Origin of the sequence: Variovorax paradoxus, assembly GCF_902712855.1 — a bacterium.
Classification (GTDB): Bacteria; Pseudomonadota; Gammaproteobacteria; order Burkholderiales; family Burkholderiaceae_C; genus Variovorax; species Variovorax paradoxus_Q.
Genome location: NZ_LR743507.1, coordinates 2,170,473 through 2,185,534, shown reverse-complemented (window position 1 = coordinate 2,185,534; position 15,062 = coordinate 2,170,473). Strand labels below are relative to the sequence as shown.

13 protein-coding genes are annotated in these 15,062 nt (G+C 68.9%); 9 read left to right on the top strand and 4 right to left on the bottom strand.

Translation table 11 applies throughout. From position 1 onward, the window contains the following. Window positions 1-3: 3 nt before the first annotated feature. Window positions 4-2,280, top strand: a complete 2,277-nt coding sequence (gene pbpC, locus AACL56_RS09780; RefSeq protein ID WP_339089650.1) for a penicillin-binding protein 1C — start codon at window positions 4-6, stop codon at window positions 2,278-2,280. A gap of 37 nt (window positions 2,281-2,317) precedes the next feature. Further along, window positions 2,318-3,775, top strand: a complete 1,458-nt coding sequence (locus AACL56_RS09775) for a TPM domain-containing protein (RefSeq protein WP_339089649.1) — start codon at window positions 2,318-2,320, stop codon at window positions 3,773-3,775. Between the two features lie 12 nt (window positions 3,776-3,787). On the opposite strand, the gene AACL56_RS09770 is transcribed toward AACL56_RS09775, so the two are convergent. Then, window positions 3,788-4,681, bottom strand: a complete 894-nt coding sequence (locus tag AACL56_RS09770) for a LysR family transcriptional regulator (RefSeq protein WP_339089648.1) — start codon at window positions 4,679-4,681, stop codon at window positions 3,788-3,790. A 354-nt stretch (window positions 4,682-5,035) separates the two neighbouring features. On the opposite strand from AACL56_RS09770, the gene AACL56_RS09765 reads away from it, so the two are divergent. Both AACL56_RS09765 and AACL56_RS09760 read left to right on the top strand, forming a co-directional pair. Beyond that, a complete protein-coding gene (locus tag AACL56_RS09765; RefSeq protein WP_339089647.1) occupies window positions 5,036-5,725 on the top strand; it encodes a FadR/GntR family transcriptional regulator in 690 nt (229 codons plus the stop codon). Beyond that, on the top strand, window positions 5,722-6,966 hold the full coding sequence (locus AACL56_RS09760; protein WP_339089646.1) for a CynX/NimT family MFS transporter: 1,245 nt from the start codon (window positions 5,722-5,724) through the stop codon (window positions 6,964-6,966). Before AACL56_RS09765 ends, AACL56_RS09760 begins: the two co-directional genes overlap by 4 nt. A 45-nt stretch (window positions 6,967-7,011) precedes the next feature. Here AACL56_RS09760 and AACL56_RS09755 read toward each other — a convergent pair whose 3' ends face one another. Then, window positions 7,012-7,797 carry a hypothetical protein gene (locus tag AACL56_RS09755; protein WP_339089645.1) on the bottom strand — a complete coding sequence of 262 codons (786 nt, stop codon included), beginning with the start codon at window positions 7,795-7,797 and terminating at the stop codon, window positions 7,012-7,014. Between the two features lie 78 nt (window positions 7,798-7,875). On the opposite strand from AACL56_RS09755, the gene AACL56_RS09750 reads away from it, so the two are divergent. The 3 genes from AACL56_RS09750 to AACL56_RS09740 all read left to right on the top strand — a co-directional run bounded on the left by AACL56_RS09750 (window position 7,876) and on the right by AACL56_RS09740 (window position 11,355). Then, window positions 7,876-8,511, top strand: a complete 636-nt coding sequence (locus AACL56_RS09750) for an ABC transporter ATP-binding protein (RefSeq protein WP_339089644.1) — start codon at window positions 7,876-7,878, stop codon at window positions 8,509-8,511. A gap of 163 nt (window positions 8,512-8,674) precedes the next feature. Then, window positions 8,675-10,912 carry an NADP-dependent isocitrate dehydrogenase gene (locus AACL56_RS09745; protein WP_339089643.1) on the top strand — a complete coding sequence of 746 codons (2,238 nt, stop codon included), beginning with the start codon at window positions 8,675-8,677 and terminating at the stop codon, window positions 10,910-10,912. A gap of 110 nt (window positions 10,913-11,022) precedes the next feature. Further along, on the top strand, window positions 11,023-11,355 hold the full coding sequence (locus AACL56_RS09740; RefSeq protein WP_339089642.1) for a DUF1161 domain-containing protein: 333 nt from the start codon (window positions 11,023-11,025) through the stop codon (window positions 11,353-11,355). 18 nt (window positions 11,356-11,373) lie between these two features. Here AACL56_RS09740 and AACL56_RS09735 read toward each other — a convergent pair whose 3' ends face one another. Next, a complete protein-coding gene (locus tag AACL56_RS09735) occupies window positions 11,374-12,288 on the bottom strand; it encodes a response regulator transcription factor (protein WP_339089641.1) in 915 nt (304 codons plus the stop codon). Window positions 12,289-12,602: 314 nt separating this feature from the next. On the opposite strand from AACL56_RS09735, the gene AACL56_RS09730 reads away from it, so the two are divergent. Both AACL56_RS09730 and AACL56_RS09725 read left to right on the top strand, forming a co-directional pair. Continuing rightward, window positions 12,603-13,616, top strand: a complete 1,014-nt coding sequence (locus tag AACL56_RS09730) for an AraC family transcriptional regulator (RefSeq protein WP_339089640.1) — start codon at window positions 12,603-12,605, stop codon at window positions 13,614-13,616. A gap of 59 nt (window positions 13,617-13,675) precedes the next feature. After that, complete coding sequence (locus tag AACL56_RS09725) at window positions 13,676-14,077, top strand: hypothetical protein (protein WP_339089639.1); 402 nt, start codon at window positions 13,676-13,678, stop codon at window positions 14,075-14,077. 66 nt (window positions 14,078-14,143) lie between these two features. Here AACL56_RS09725 and AACL56_RS09720 read toward each other — a convergent pair whose 3' ends face one another. After that, window positions 14,144-15,016 (bottom strand): alpha/beta fold hydrolase, encoded by an 873-nt coding sequence (locus AACL56_RS09720; protein WP_339089638.1) that lies wholly within the window; start codon window positions 15,014-15,016, stop codon window positions 14,144-14,146. Window positions 15,017-15,062 lie beyond the last annotated feature (46 nt).

Here is a 15,062-nt window from a genome sequence, read left to right as displayed (position 1 = left end):
TCGATGCAGCTCGCGCCCCTCACTCCCTCCCGCAAGACTTTCGCCGCCGCCCTGCTCGCCGCGGCCTGCGTGCATCCGGCCTGGGCGCTCGCCAGCTTCGAGGACGTGAAGCGGGACTTCCGCTCGTCGGACACCGCGGTGCTCGACCGCAACGGCGAACTGCTGCAACGCGTGCGCACCGACCCCACGGTGCGGCGCGGCCAGTGGATCGCGCTGGCCGACGTTTCGCCCGCGCTGCGCACGGCCATGGTGCTGAGCGAGGACCGGCGCTTCTACGAGCACAGCGGCATCGACTGGCGCGCCGTGTCGGCGGCCGCGTGGGGCAACCTGTGGAACACGCGCACGCGCGGCGCGTCGACCATCACGATGCAGCTGTCGGGCCTGCTCGACGACGACCTGCGCCGCAGCTCGGGCGGGCGCAGCTTCACCCAGAAGATCGGCCAGACCGTGGCGGCCGCGCAGCTGGAGCGCAACTGGCGCAAGGACCAGATTCTCGAGGCCTACCTCAACACCGTGCCGTTTCGCGGCGAGATCGTGGGCATCGACGCGCTCTCGCGAACGCTGTTCGGCAAGGCGCCGAGCGGGCTCGATGCGCGCGAGGCCGCCGTGGCATCGGCCCTGGTGCGCGCGCCGAACGCCAAGCCGAACGTGGTCGCGCAGCGCGCCTGCGAGGTGCTGCGCGCGATGGAGCCGCAGCAGAAGACCGACTGCGAAGCGCTCGACATGTTCACCAGCGCCGCTGTGCAGCGGCGGGCGTTCGAGGCGAACGAAGGCATCGCGCCGCATGCGGCACGGCGCGTGTTGCGCGAACTGCGAGATGCGGATGCGGGTGCGAGTGCCGATGCGGGCGCCGCCGCCCCGCCTCCCCCCCGGAAAGGAACGGGGAAGGACAAGGACGCCGGTGTCAGGACGACGCTGCGCGCGCCGCTGCAGCGCTTCGCACTCGACACGCTGCAGCGCCACCTGCGCGAACTGCGCGACCGGCACGTGGAAGACGGCGCACTGGTGGTGCTCGACAACGCGACCGGCGAGGTGCTCGCCTGGGTCGGCTCGTCGGGCCCGCTGAGCCAGGCGGCCGAGGTCGATGGCGTGACCGCGCTGCGCCAGCCGGGCTCCACGCTCAAGCCGCTGCTCTACGGGCAGGCCATCGCGGAGCGGCGCATCACGGCCGCCTCGCTGATCGAGGACTCGTCGGCGCAGATCAGCACGGCGAGCGGCCTCTACATTCCGCAGAATTACGACCGCCGCTTCAAGGGGCCGGTGTCGGCGCGCACCGCGCTGGCCGCCTCGCTCAACGTGCCGGCCGTGCGCACGCTGGTGATGGTGTCGCCCGAGTCGTTCGCGCGCGAGCTGCGTGCCGCCGGGCTGCCGCTGCGCGAGAGCGGCGACTACTACGGCTACAGCCTCGCGCTCGGCAGCGCCGAGGTGTCGCTGCTGTCGCTCACCAATGCCTACCGCATGCTGGCCAATGGCGGGCGCTACGGCACCACCACGATGACGGTGCGGCCAGCGGAAAGGCCGAAGGCCACCGCGCAGCCAGCCTCGCCGCCGCCGCTGCTCGACCCGCGCGCCGCCTTCATCGTCGGCGACATCCTTTCCGATCCGAACGCGCGCACGCGCACCTTCGGTCTCGACAGCATCCTGTCGACCCGCTTCTGGACCGCGGTGAAGACGGGCACCAGCAAGGACATGCGCGACAACTGGGCGGTGGGCTGGTCGCAGCGCTACACGGTGGGCGTGTGGGTCGGCAATGCGAGCGGCGAATCGATGTGGGACGTGAGCGGCACGAGCGGCGCGGCGCCGGTCTGGGCCGAGGTGATGCGCTTCCTGCATGCGCGCGAACCGAGCCGCCCGCCCGCGCCGCCGCCGGGCCTGGTCGAGGCGCGCGTCGAATTCGGCCCCGGTCCGGACGGCAATGCGCTCGAGGCGGCGCGCAGCGAATGGTTCCTGCAAGGCACCGAGCAGCCGCTGTTCGCGCTCGACACCGGCATGGCGAACGACATCGGCTTCGCGCGCATTACCTCGCCGTCGGACGGCACCATCATCGCGGTCGACCCCGACATTCCGCCGCTGCGCCAGCGCGTGCGCTTCGAATCCGAAGGGCGCAACGTGCAGTGGCGCATCGACGGCAAGTTCTTCGCGCGCGGCAACAGCGCGCAATGGCTGCCCTGGCCCGGCCGGCACGTGATCGAACTGGTGGACGGCGCCGGCAAGGTGGTGGACCAGCGCCGCATCGAGGTGCGCGGCGCAGGCGTGGTGACGAAGAGCGCGCGGCGCTGAAACAACAACAGGCCGGCAGGCTGGAAGGGAGTCAGGGATGGATGCTCGCCGATGGCCGGCAACGGCGGTGGTGTGGATGTGCGTGTGCCTGGTGCTGGCGGCGTTATCGCTGCCCGCGCAGTCGAAGCCGGTGCCGGTGCCCGCCATGCAGTCGCGCGTGGTGGACCTCACGAAGACGCTAGATGCCGGCGAGGCCGACGCGCTGCGCAGCGACATCGCCGAACTCGAGTCGCAGACGCAGGCGCAGGTCGCGGTGCTGATGGTGCCGACCACGGGCGAGGACTCCATCGAGCAGTACGCCACCCGGGTGTTCGCGCAATGGAAGCTCGGCCGCAAGGAAGAAGACGACGGCGTGCTGGTGCTGGTGGCGCTGAAGGACCGGCGCATGCGCATCGAGGTCGGCCGCGGGCTGGAAGCAACGATCACCGACATCCAGGCGGCCGAGATCATCGACCGCGAGATGAAGCCGCGTTTTCGCGACGGCGATTTCGCGGGCGGCGTGCGGGCTGCGGTGCAGGCGGTGTCGCGGCTGATTGCCGGTCCGCCGGCAGTCGCCGGGGACGCACAGGTGTCGGAGGCAGTATCGGAAGCCGAGCCGGAACCGGACCGGCAGGGCATGCACATCACGAGCGAGGGCTGGACCTTCCTGGGCCTGCTGCTGTGGAGCTTCGTCGTGGGCGGCTGGTACGGGCGAGGCGTTGCCGGCAATGCCAGCGAGCGCGCGGCGGTGCAGCGATCGGGCCGCAGGCGCAAGGGCAGGAACAAGGCAGGCAACAAGGGCAAGGCCCGGGTCGCGCGGCCCGAGCCCTGGGCTGCCGCCCTGGCGGCCATCGAGCCCCCGGCCTCCGATGCGCCGGCGACGCCGCGGCGCAAGCCCAACTGGCGCGTCGCTCTGGGTATGGCGAGCGCGGGACCGGCGGCTGCAGCCGTGGCGCTGCTGAATCCGCTCATGGTGCTTGTCATGGCGGGACCGGCCGCGGTGGTCTATGGCATCGGCTACGCCAGCGGGCGTTCGCGCACGGTGCGCTACGTGGTGGGCGGCATCGCGCTGTTCATCGCGGCGCTGGTCGCCGTCGGCTTCGCGGTGGGCGAAGAACGTTTCTGGTGGGGCTTCCTGTGGGCCATGGGGATCGGCGGTGTGTGCCTGTTCGTCACGGCCATCTTCTTCTGCATGCGGCTGTGCTGGCGCAAGAGCGAACTCGGCTTCCTGCTGCGCTCGGCCGTGGTGGCGGGCATCATCGGCTGGGTGATCTGGACGGTACAGCCGGTGCTGCCGATCGACGAGTCGTGGATCCCGGTGGTGCTGGTGACCTTCCTGGCGTTGCTCTTCGGCTACCTGCCGTACGGCGAAGGCAGCGGCGGCGATGGCGACGACGACAGCGGCTGGAGCAGCAGCTCCTCGTCTTCAAGCAGCTCGTCGTCTTCCTCTTCTTCTTCCTCCTCGTCGTCCGGCGGCGGCTCCAGCGCGGGCGGCGGCGCTTCCGGAAGCTGGTGACCCCGGCCGTGTTCAGGACGCCCGGAACACGCCCAGCATGTAGTCGACGAAGGTCTTGATCTTGGGCGAATTGCGACGCGCAGGCAGGTAGACCAGGTTGATCTCCTGAGGCTTGAGTTTCAGCGCCGGCAGCACCGGCAACAGCAGACCGGCATCGACCCGGGGTTGCGCGAGCGACACCGGCAGCAGCGCGATGCCGCGACCCGACAGCGCGAGCTGCAGGATCAGTTCGAGGTCGTCCGACTGGCAGACACTGTCCACCCGGACGCGGTGCGTCTTCTCGACCGTCGCCAGCTGGATCTCGCGCTTGCGGCCTTCGGCATCCGCCGTGAGGAACGCATGCGTCTCGAGGTCGGAAAGGCCTTGCAGCGGTGGATGCGGCGCGAGGTAGCCAGGGGCGGCACACAGCATCAGCGGTTCGCTCTTGAGGTGGCGGGCGACCAGCTCGTCGCAGCCTTCGCGCCCGCGGCGGATCGCCACGTCGGTCTCGTCGCGGAACAGGTCGACGCGGTCGCGGCCCGTCTCGACCACTACGTCGAGCTGCGGGTAGGTTTCCATGAAATCGGGCAGGTGGCTCGTCAGCAGCTCGCGGCCGTAGTAATGCGGCACGGCGATGCGCAGCCGGCCGGTGACGGTGCCGTCAGCCGAGGAAAGATTGAGCATGACGTCGTCGAGGATCGTCAACACATGCTGGGCGGCCACCAGGAACTCGCGCCCCTCGTCGGTCAACGCGAAGCGTGCGGAGCCGCGGTGCAGCAACTGGTGGCCGACCGTGGCTTCCAGCCGCTGCAGCTGGCGCGAGGCGGATGCCTTGGGCACGTTCAGTACATCGGCAGCCGGAGTCAGTCCCCCGAGCTGGGCGGCCTTGGTGAAAAGCCGCACGTCCGACAAAGAAAAGTCCTTCATTTCAAGTTCGGCGCGATCCGTTTCCTGTTGTTTTCTTCTCCCCCGTTACTCCACGAAAACGGCCGGAGGGAGTGTCGGACCGCGGAGTCAGGAACACTTATGGATTCATTAGTGACCTTTAGTTTCATTTTCGGCCAGCGGTTCACGTTCTGTTGACAATGCTTGAAAGCATTTCGAAATGCCGGAAAAAGTTCACTTTTTTCGCACAAATTTGCGAAACCGACTTGCACACGACGACGAACCAAGTACTGCGGCCTGTGTGGCGCCGACGCATCGGTCAACCACCTCACCGGCGTCCCGGGCTTTCCATCGGCCGCAGAATTCGTCCAATCATTGAATGAATAGGCTTTCTTGATGCTTGCCCAGGCCCCCCGCACCTCATTGGCCGACAGCGCCGCCGACGCCATCCGCGCTGAAATCTCCGCGGGCCGCTGGCCGGTCGGCTCGCGCATCCCGATCGAGCCGCAGCTCGCCCAGTTGCTCGGCGTGAGCCGCGGCACAGTGCGCGAGGCGGTCAAGACACTGGTGTCGCGCGGCCTGCTCGAGGTTCGCCAGGGCTCCGGCACCTATGTGCGCTCGGGCTTCGACCCCTCTTCCAGCCTGCAGAAGATGCGCCTGGCCAGCCTGCGCGACCAGTTCGAGGTGCGCCGCGCGCTCGAGGTCGAGGCCGCCCGGCTGGCCGCCGTGCGCCACACGGCGCGCGACCTGCGCCGCCTGCACACGCTGCTGGACAAACGCGGCGTGCCCGACGCCAGCGACGCAGGTGCCTCCTTCATCGAGCGCGACCTGGCCTTCCACCTGGCCATCGTCGACGTGTCCGGCAACCTCGCGCTGGCCGAGACCTGCAGGTTCATCACCGGCTACATCAAGGAAACCATCGCGAGCACGATGGGCACCGTGCTGCCCGAACCCGACGATGCCGCGCACCGCGCCATCGTCGAAGGCATTGCCAGCCGCAACCCAGACGCGGCGGCCGAAGCGGTGCGCGCCTTCATGGCGCCGATGATCAACGCGCTCGCCCTGGGCTCGCCAGGCACACCATGAATTCAGCAACCCTCCAGACCTCCTCTTCCGCCGTTGCAGCGACGCCGCACGGCCCGCGCGGCCTCGCGCGCCGCATCCTGCTCGGCGCCAGCGTGGTGCTGATCGCGTTCAACCTGCGTCCGGTGTTCGCCAGCCTGTCGGTGGTGCTGCCGGAGATCATCAAGGCCACGGGCCTGTCTGCCACCGCGGCCAGCCTCTTGACCACGCTGCCGATCGTCTGCCTCGGCGTGTTCGCGCCGCTGGCGCCGGGGCTGGGGCGGCGCTTCGGCACCGAGCGCACCCTGCTCGGCTGCATGGTGCTGATCGGGGTGGGCACGGTGCTGCGCGGCACCGGCAACATTCCGCTTCTGTTCCTGGCCTCCGCCATCGCGGGGAGCGGCATTGCGGTGTCGAACGTGCTGCTGTCGGGGCTGGTGAAGCGCGACTTCGCCGGCCAGGCCGCGCTGATGATGGGCCTCTACACCATGGCCGTGTGCGGCGGCGCCGCGAGCGCGGCCGGCTTCACGGTGCCGATCGAGCACGCGCTGGGCGGCGGCTGGACCCTGGCGCTGGCCATGTGGGCCGTGCCGGCCGCACTGGTCACCCTGATCTGGGCACCGCAGGCCCTGCCGCGCAAGCCGGTGGCCAGCGAGTCGGGCTTCACGGTGCGCGGCCTGTGGCGCGACCAGCTGGCCTGGCAGGTCACCTTCTTCATGGGGCTGCAGTCAGCCCTCGCCTACATCGTGATGGGCTGGCTCGCGCCCATCCTGCGCGAGCGCGGCCTCGGCAGCGAGACCGCGGGCTACGTGGTGTCGCTGTCGGTCATGACGCAGGTGGTCACCTGCCTCGTGGTGCCGGCGCTGGCCGTGAAGCTGCGCAACCAGCGCGGGCTCGCGGTGGTTCTGGCGGCCATGACGGTCGCCGCCATGCTGGCGATGCTGTTCGCCCCTCTCGGCGGAGTATGGGCCTGGGCCGTGCTGCTGGGCATCGCGCAGGGCGGCACCTTCGCACTGGCGCTCACGATGATCGTGCTGCGCTCGCCCGACTCGCACGTGGCCGCGCACCTGTCGGGCATGGCGCAGGGCGTGGGCTACATGGTGGCGGCCTTCGGCCCGCTGGTGGCCGGCCTGCTGCACGGCTGGACGGGGAGCTTCCGCGCCTCGTCGTGGCTTTTCATCGGGCTGGGCGTGGCGCTGGTGCTCGCGGGCCTGGGCGCGGGCCGCACGATGCACGTGGGCACGACGACCGTGCCCCGCCACTGAAGAAGCGCACCGCCAGGCGGGCTTCAGGTGGCACCGCCGCAGGACCTACTGCGGCCCGCCGCAGAAGCCTGCGCGCTCGGTCGTCTTCGCGGTGAAGCGGATGCGGGTGGTGACGGCGGCGCTCTTCGGTTCGTTCTGCGGCCACTCGGTCTGCAGCCATGTGTACTGCCAGTCGTACGGACCGCCGGGTTTCGCGGCGGCGCCATAGACGATGCGCAGGCTGCCGTTGCTCTCGTCGTGGCAGTGCTTCGACGTCTTGTAGTCCTTCTCGCTGAAGCAGGCGCGGATCATCTTGTAGCAGGAGAAGGGGATGTCCTCGTGCACTGCCTTGCCGTCTTCGAGCGGCACGAAGTCGGCGGTGTCGAACGAGGCGCCGCCGCCCGAGTACATCTCCGACGCGGTCTGCAGCACGGCCACCGCCCACTTGCCGTCCGCCAGCGGATAGAGCGCGGGCGCCAGCGACAGACGGGTGTCCTGCGCGGCTGCGCCTTCCTCCTTCCCGTCCTTGCGCATCGCGTCGAGGTAGACCGGGAACTGGTGGACGCGGTCGAGCTGCCAGCCCCTGGCACCGGTCGTGCGCCTGACGCGGGCCATGGCCAGCGGCTCGGCCGAGAGCGCGATGTACTCGCCGGCCGCCGCGCCGCGCGGGCGGTACAGGCCGAGCTGCTGCACGTCGCACGGCTGCGGCAGCAAGGCGCACAGCCGTGCGCGCCATTGCGCATCGACGGACTCGGGCTTCGGGACAGCGTCGAACACCTGTGCCGACGGCGCGGCCAGCGCGGGACCGGCGAGCAGCGATGCGAGGAGTCCGGCAATGAGCAAGTTTGTCATGGGGCCGAATGGTAGCCATGGCCGGCGGTTTTGCGCACAGCGGCTGCAGCGGCCTGCTTGATACAGTCGGCCGCGACCATGAACCCATCCAACCCCATCCTCCAGGTCGACGCGCTCGGCTTCGCCTACCCTGGCCAGCCACCGATCGCCTCGGACTGGAACGCCTCCATCGGCCCCGGCGTGACGCTGCTGTACGGCGACACCGGCGCGGGCAAGTCGGCCCTTTTGCAGGCCATCGCGGGCGCCCTGCCCGCCACCGGCCGGTTGACCGTGGCGGGCGCGAGCCTGGCGGCGTCGCCGGAGGCCTACCGGCGCAACGTCTTCTTCGTCGACCCCTCAACCGACCGCTTCGACCAGGCCACCGTCCACCAGTGCACCGCCACGCTGCGCGAAGGCGACGCCGGCTTCAGCGACGCGCGCTGGCAGGCGCTGGTCGAAGGCTTCTCGCTGGTGCCGCACCTCGAGAAATCGATGTTCATGCTGTCGACCGGCTCCAGGCGCAAGGTCTGGCTGGCCGCCGCGCTGGCCTCCGGACGCCCGCTGGTGCTGCTCGACGAACCGGCCGCGGCGCTGGACGCCGGCTCGGTGCGCTGCCTGTGGCGTTCGCTCAGCGAACTCTCGAGGTCCGGCGAGGCGCGGGCCTTCCTCGTGGCCAGCGCCGAGCGCATCGACAGCGTGCCGCTGGCGGGCACCATCGAACTGCCGCTGCGCTGAAAAAGCCGCGCCACGGCATTGACAGAGCCTCTCGTGGGGCTGATCGCGCATCGGGCGGGCCGAACCGGCCGCCGACGCGCGACAATCACCGGTTCCGGCGGTTTGATCCCGCCTGGAGTTTTCCAGCCAACCCGACACAACCAGGATCTACGGAAGCAAGCGCATGAGCTCGAAGCAACCCACCATCGTCTACACCCTCACCGACGAGGCGCCCCTGCTGGCGACCTACGCGTTTCTGCCCATCATCCGCGCGTTCACCAACCCGGCCGGCATCGAGGTCACCACGAGCGACATCTCCGTGGCAGCCCGCATCCTGGGCGAATTCCCCGAACTGCTGAGCGACGCGCAGAAGGTGCCCGACAACCTCACCGCGCTCGGCAAGCTCACGCTCCAGGCTGACGCCAACATCATCAAGCTGCCCAACATCAGCGCCTCGGTGTCGCAGCTCAAGGCGGCCATCAAGGAACTGCAGGGCAAGGGCTACAAGATCCCCGACTATCCCGAGAACCCGACCACGGACGAGGAAAAGGACATCCGCGCGCGCTACAACAAGTGCACCGGCAGCGCGGTGAACCCGGTGCTGCGCGAGGGCAACTCCGACCGCCGCGCGCCCAAGGCGGTCAAGGAATACGCACGCAAGAACCCGCACAGCATGGCCGAGTGGAGCCAGGCCTCGCGCTCGCACGTGTCGCACATGCACGGCGGCGACTTCTATCACGGCGAGAAGTCGATGACGCTGGACCGCGCGCGCAACGTCAAGATGGAGCTCATCACCAAGAGCGGCAAGACCATCGTGCTCAAGCCCAAGGTCGCGCTGCTCGACCGCGAAGTGATCGACTCCATGTTCATGAGCAAGAAGGCGCTGCTGGCCTTCTACGAAAAGGAAATCGAGGACGCGCACAAGACCGGCGTCATGTTCTCGCTGCACGTCAAGGCCACCATGATGAAGGTCTCGCACCCCATCGTGTTCGGCCACTGCGTGAAGATCTTCTACAAGGACGCCTTCGAGAAACACGGCAAGCTGTTCGACGAGCTGGGCATCAACGTCAACAACGGCATGGTCGATCTCTACACCAAGATCGCCTCGCTGCCGCAGAGCACGCAGGACGAGATCAAGCGCGACCTGCACGCCTGCCATGAGAACCGCCCCGAACTGGCCATGGTCGACTCGGCCAAGGGCATCACCAACTTCCACTCGCCCAACGACGTCATCGTGGACGCCTCGATGCCCGCGATGATCCGCAACGGCGGCAAGATGTGGGGCGCCGACGGCCGCCTGAAGGACGTGAAGGCCGTGATGCCCGAATCGACCTTCGCCCGCATCTACCAGGAGATCATCAACTTCTGCAAGTGGCACGGCGCCTTCGATCCCAAGACCATGGGCACGGTGCCCAACGTGGGCCTCATGGCCCAGAAGGCCGAGGAATACGGCTCGCACGACAAGACCTTCGAGATCCCGGAAGACGGCGTTGCGAACATCACCGACCTGGACAGCGGCGAAGTGCTGATGAGCGAGGACGTGGAGCAAGGCGACATCTGGCGCATGTGCCAGGTCAAGGACGCCGCGATCCGCGACTGGGTCAAGCTGGCCGTCACTCGCGCGCGCAACTCGGGCATGCCGGTGGTGTTCTGGCTGGACGCCTACCGCCCGCACGAGGCGCAGCTGATCACCAAGGTCAAGATGTACCTGCACGAGCACAACACCTCGGGCCTGGACATCCAGATCATGAGCCAGGTGCGCGCCATGCGCTACACGCTGGAGCGCGTGGTCCGCGGCCTGGACACCATCAGCGCCACCGGCAACATCCTGCGCGACTACCTGACCGACCTGTTCCCCATCATGGAACTGGGCACGTCGGCCAAGATGCTCTCCATCGTGCCGCTGATGGCCGGCGGCGGCCTGTACGAAACGGGCGCGGGCGGCTCGGCCCCCAAGCACGTGCAGCAGCTGGTCGAGGAAAACCACCTGCGCTGGGACTCGCTGGGTGAGTTCCTGGCGCTGGCCGTGAGCCTGGAAGACCTGGGCCTGAAGACCGGCAACAAGCAGGCGGCCATCCTGGCCAAGACGCTCGACACCGCCACCGGCAAGCTGCTGGACAACAACAAGAACCCGTCGCCCAAGACCGGCCAGCTCGACAACCGCGGCAGCCAGTTCTACCTGGCTATGTACTGGGCCCAGGAACTGGCCGCCCAGACCGACGACAAGGAACTGCAGGCCAAGTTCAAGAAGCTGGCCGAGACGCTCACTGCCAACGAGCAGAAGATCGTCGACGAGCTCGCAGCCGTGCAGGGCAAGCCCGTGGACATCGGCGGCTACTACCTGGCCGACCCCGAGAAGTTCTCGACCGTGATGCGTCCGAGCGCAACGCTCAACGCGGCCCTGGCGTCGGCACAAGCCTGACGTCGCAACGAGCCACGGGACGGCAGCCATTGCCGCTCCCGGGCTCTTCCTCCTCCAGCGGGTGCGGGACTAGACTCACGTCCCCCATCCGCTGGCAAGGCAGGCCCCCCATGAAAACCTGGCTGATTTCCGCCGCGCTGGCCGTTGCCGGCGCTGCCGCCCATGGCGCCCAGAGTTGCGACGACCTGCGCGCCCAGATCGAATCGAAGATCGCCGCTGCCGGCGTGACGCGATTCACCGTCACCGTGGTCGATGCCAACGCAACCGCCGCTGGACAGGTCGTGGGCAGCTGCGAACTGGGCAGCAGGAAGGTCGTCTACGAGAAAGGCGCCGGCGAGCCTAGGCCGGCGCCCGCCGCGCCGGCGTCTTCGTCGCGCGAGCCGATGCTGACGGAATGCAAGGACGGCACCGTGTCCGTCGGCGGCGACTGCCGCAAACCGTAGCAGCCGCCAGGCGCGGCGCTAGCGGTCTGCCTGGTTGCGGGCCTCGGGGCTGAGCAGGCCCCGCTGCATCGCCTCGCGCACCGCCTGTGCGCGCGTCTTCACCGCCAGCTTGCGGTAGATGTTCTTCACCTGCGCGTCGACCGTGTGCAGCGAGCGGTAGCTCGTCTCGGCGATCTCGCGGTTGCTCTGGCCCTGCGAAATCATCCGCAGCACGTTCAGTTCGCGCGGCGACAGCGGGCCGCGACCTCGCTCCGGGCCTGCCGGAGCCGCCGGGGCCACGGCTCGCGTGCGCCTCGAACGGGGCGGCGGCGGTGCTTCCGCCGCCTGCTCCGGTGCATGCGCGCCAGCGCGCTTCGCATCGACGATGCGCCGCGCGATGCGCGAAGCGGTGGCCGTATCGCCTTCGGCGATCAGGCGCATCAGGAAGGCCAGCTCCACCTCGTTCGCTTCCGAGAACAGCGATCCGACGGCGCTCGCCGCCGACGCGGAATCCGCCGGCAGCACGTCGTCCTCGAGCGCGCATGCCACCGGCACGCCGCATTCCCACTTCGGCGCCCGGCCGCGCATGGCAACGTGCGGCGGCGCGGTCCAATGGCCCGGGCCCATCGAGCGGGCGGGCCGGTAGGGCTGCGCTCCCTGCGGCGCGATGGTGTTGTTGGCGCGAAAGATGTCCGGCTTCAGCAGTGCGGGAGACATGGGCATGCGCGGGCTTGCCGAGCCCACGGCGGCGCTCGCGCGGCTTGCGCCGTCGCCCGGGTACATCGCGCCGAGCACGCAAAGCTGGTCGATCAGTCGCGAACGCTCGCGAAGCGCCACCATCCGAGCCCGCGCGCCCCAGCGCTTCACCCCCAGGCTGCGCCGCAGGATCTTGCCGCTGCCCGCGACGCCACGGGCCAGCCAGCGCAGAGGGCGCCCGTCTGCCCCTGCGCTCATGCGAGCGCCGAAGCGATAACTGCTTGCCAGCCGCGCCGCGGCTTGTCTCATCGTGTTCTTCGCCATGTCCGCTTCGCCCGATCGCTCGAAGTTGATATGTGGAGCTGCGCGCCGACCGGGCCCCCGCCCGAGGAAACCGCGCGTGCCTTGGGCTCGAAGCCCCGGCAGCGCGGAGATTGCGGGCAGGCGCCCAGCGGGCTTGACCGTGCGTCTCAGTTCTTGAGAGAATCCGCGCGATTTGCGGGATTTTTTGGCACTTTCGTCTTATTTGTAGATTTTTTAACGGCTTCGACGCCGTTTTCCGGACAACTTTGATGGACTCGCGCGACCTCGAAACCGGTGTCCGCTCCACGCTCCCCAGCGGTCTTGCCTGCAGCCGCTTCAGCGTCCAGGCCGAGCCTCCCGCCCGTCGGCTGCAGTCCTGGCGGGAACGCGTGGGCCACGTCATGGACGTGCATCCCGTCCCCGAACACACCGACGGCTCGTTCCATGCCGCCATCGACCGCTACGACATCGGCGACGTGGTCTTCACCGACTGCCGTTCCGCCGCCATGCGGCTCGAACGCTCGCTTGCGCGCATTTCCACCGACAAGGTGCGCAACCACGCCCTGCATGTCTTCCTCGAGGGCGGCGTCGAGGACGTCAGCGTGCGCTCGCTGGCCCGGCAGAAGGAGGCGCCGCCTTCGGCCAGGGTGATCGCGCTCGACATGAGCCAGCCCGTGCGCATGCGGCGCAACGACTGCCGGGTGCTGACCTTCTTCGTGCCTGCATCGCTCGTGAACGATGTCTTTCCCGACCCCGACGCCATCCACGGCCGCGTGATGCAGCCGGACACGCCCATCGCGCGGCTGGCCTTGGGCCAGGCCGCGACGCTGGGCCGCGACATCGCGCGCATGAGCGCGCCCGACGCCGAAGCCGCCGTGCGCGCCAGTGCGCAACTGCTGATCGCCGGCTTCGGCAAGGAAGCCCGCCTGAGCGGCGGTGCGCGCGCCGCGGCACGCGCGGCCATGTTCGGCCATGTTCGGCGCTACATCCAGGCCAACCTGCACCGCGCCGACCTGTCGCCCGAACTGGTGCTCGCCGCGTTGCACATGCCGCGCCCTACGCTCTACCGGCTGTTCCAGCACGAAGGCGGCCTGGGTGCCTACATCCGCCATCTGCGGCTGCGGCACGCGGCGCACGACCTTGCGCGCTACCCGCACATGCTGGTGACCGACGTGGCGTACGGCGTGGGCTTCAAGAGCCCGTCGGATTTCACGCGGGCGTTTCGCCGGGCGTACGACGTGTCGCCGCAGGAGTTCAGGGCGTCGTCGGCCAGGGCTGCCTGAGCCGAAGCCTTGGCTGGAAGCGGCACGCGGCCTACAGCCTCAGGATGCTGCCGCGCGCCATGCCTGCCCTCCTGCTCGCGATCCTTTGCGAGTCCGGCGCGCACGCGCAGCAACTGCCTGCCGACGCGCCGCCGAGCCAGGAAAACACCATCGGCTATGCCTCGCCGGAAGATGCCTTGAAGGCCTTGCAGGCCAAGCCGGGCGTGAACATCCGCGAGGAGAACGACTGGTTCGTGATCGACGACGCCAGCGAGAAGACCCTGTGGTCCATCGCAACGCCCCGCCACGCCGTGTACCCCACCGCCGTCAAGCGGACCCTGGTGCAGGAAAAGGAAAAGGAAAAGATCGACATCCGGATGCAGGTGCTCTGCGGTGCGGACAAGGCGCTTTGCGACGACCTGGTCGAGCAGTTCCGGAAGGTGAACGCGGGCCTCGCAGAGTCGCTGAACCGGAAGCGTTGAACCGGAGGCGCTGAGGCGCGCGCTCCGATGCCCGGCGCTGCGTCCGGGCCTCGCACCGTCCTGAAACTATTTCGCCGCCACCACCCGCGCGATCCACGCCAGCAGTACCGCCTCAACCTCGTCGCGGTTGATCTCGTTCAGCGTCTCGTGGCGCGCTCCACCGAACACGTGGCACGACACGTCGCGCAGCCCCGCCTCGCGGTAGCGCCGCACCAGCGGATGGAACCACTCGGCCTTGTTGCTGACCGGGTCCTCGTCGCCGACGAACAGGTACAGAGGCAGGTCCGGCCGCAGGTGCTTGCGCATCGCATCGGGCGCCAGGTCGGCGAGGTTCGCGAACATCGAGCCCATGCCCTCGGCCGAGACCGTGAAGCCGCACAGCGGATCGGCAATGTAGGCATCGACCTGCGCCGGGTCGCGGCTGAGCCAGTCGAAGGGCGTGCGCACGTCGGGCAGCGCGGCGTTCATGTCCTCGAGCTTGAAGCCGCTCTGCAGCGCGGCGCCCAGCAGGTCGAGCGCCGAGGTGCCCGACATCACCGCGCCCGACAGCAGTTCGCCATGCCTCACAAGGTAGTACTGCGTGGCGAACGAGCCCATGCTGTGGCCGATCAGGATCAGCGGCAGGCCCGGATGCACGCCGCGCACGTGGCGGCTCAGCAGCGCCATGTCGTCCACCAGCCCGGCGAAGCCGCGCGGGCCGAACTCGCCCAGTTCGCCGCGCGCCGACGCACCCTGGCCATGGCCGCGGTGCTCGTTCGAATACACGACATAGCCGGCACGCACCAGCGATTCGGCCAGATGCCGGTAGCGCAGCGAATGCTCGCCCATGCCGTGCGCAAGCTGGACGATGGCCCGCTGCGTCGAGCCTTGCCAGCGATGGACCTCCACCGCGACGCCGTCGTTGGCGCTCAGCTCGAAGTGCGTCTCGGTGATCTGCATGCGGTGCTCCAGAGAAAAAGGGACTGTCATTCTGTGCGCTGCGGCC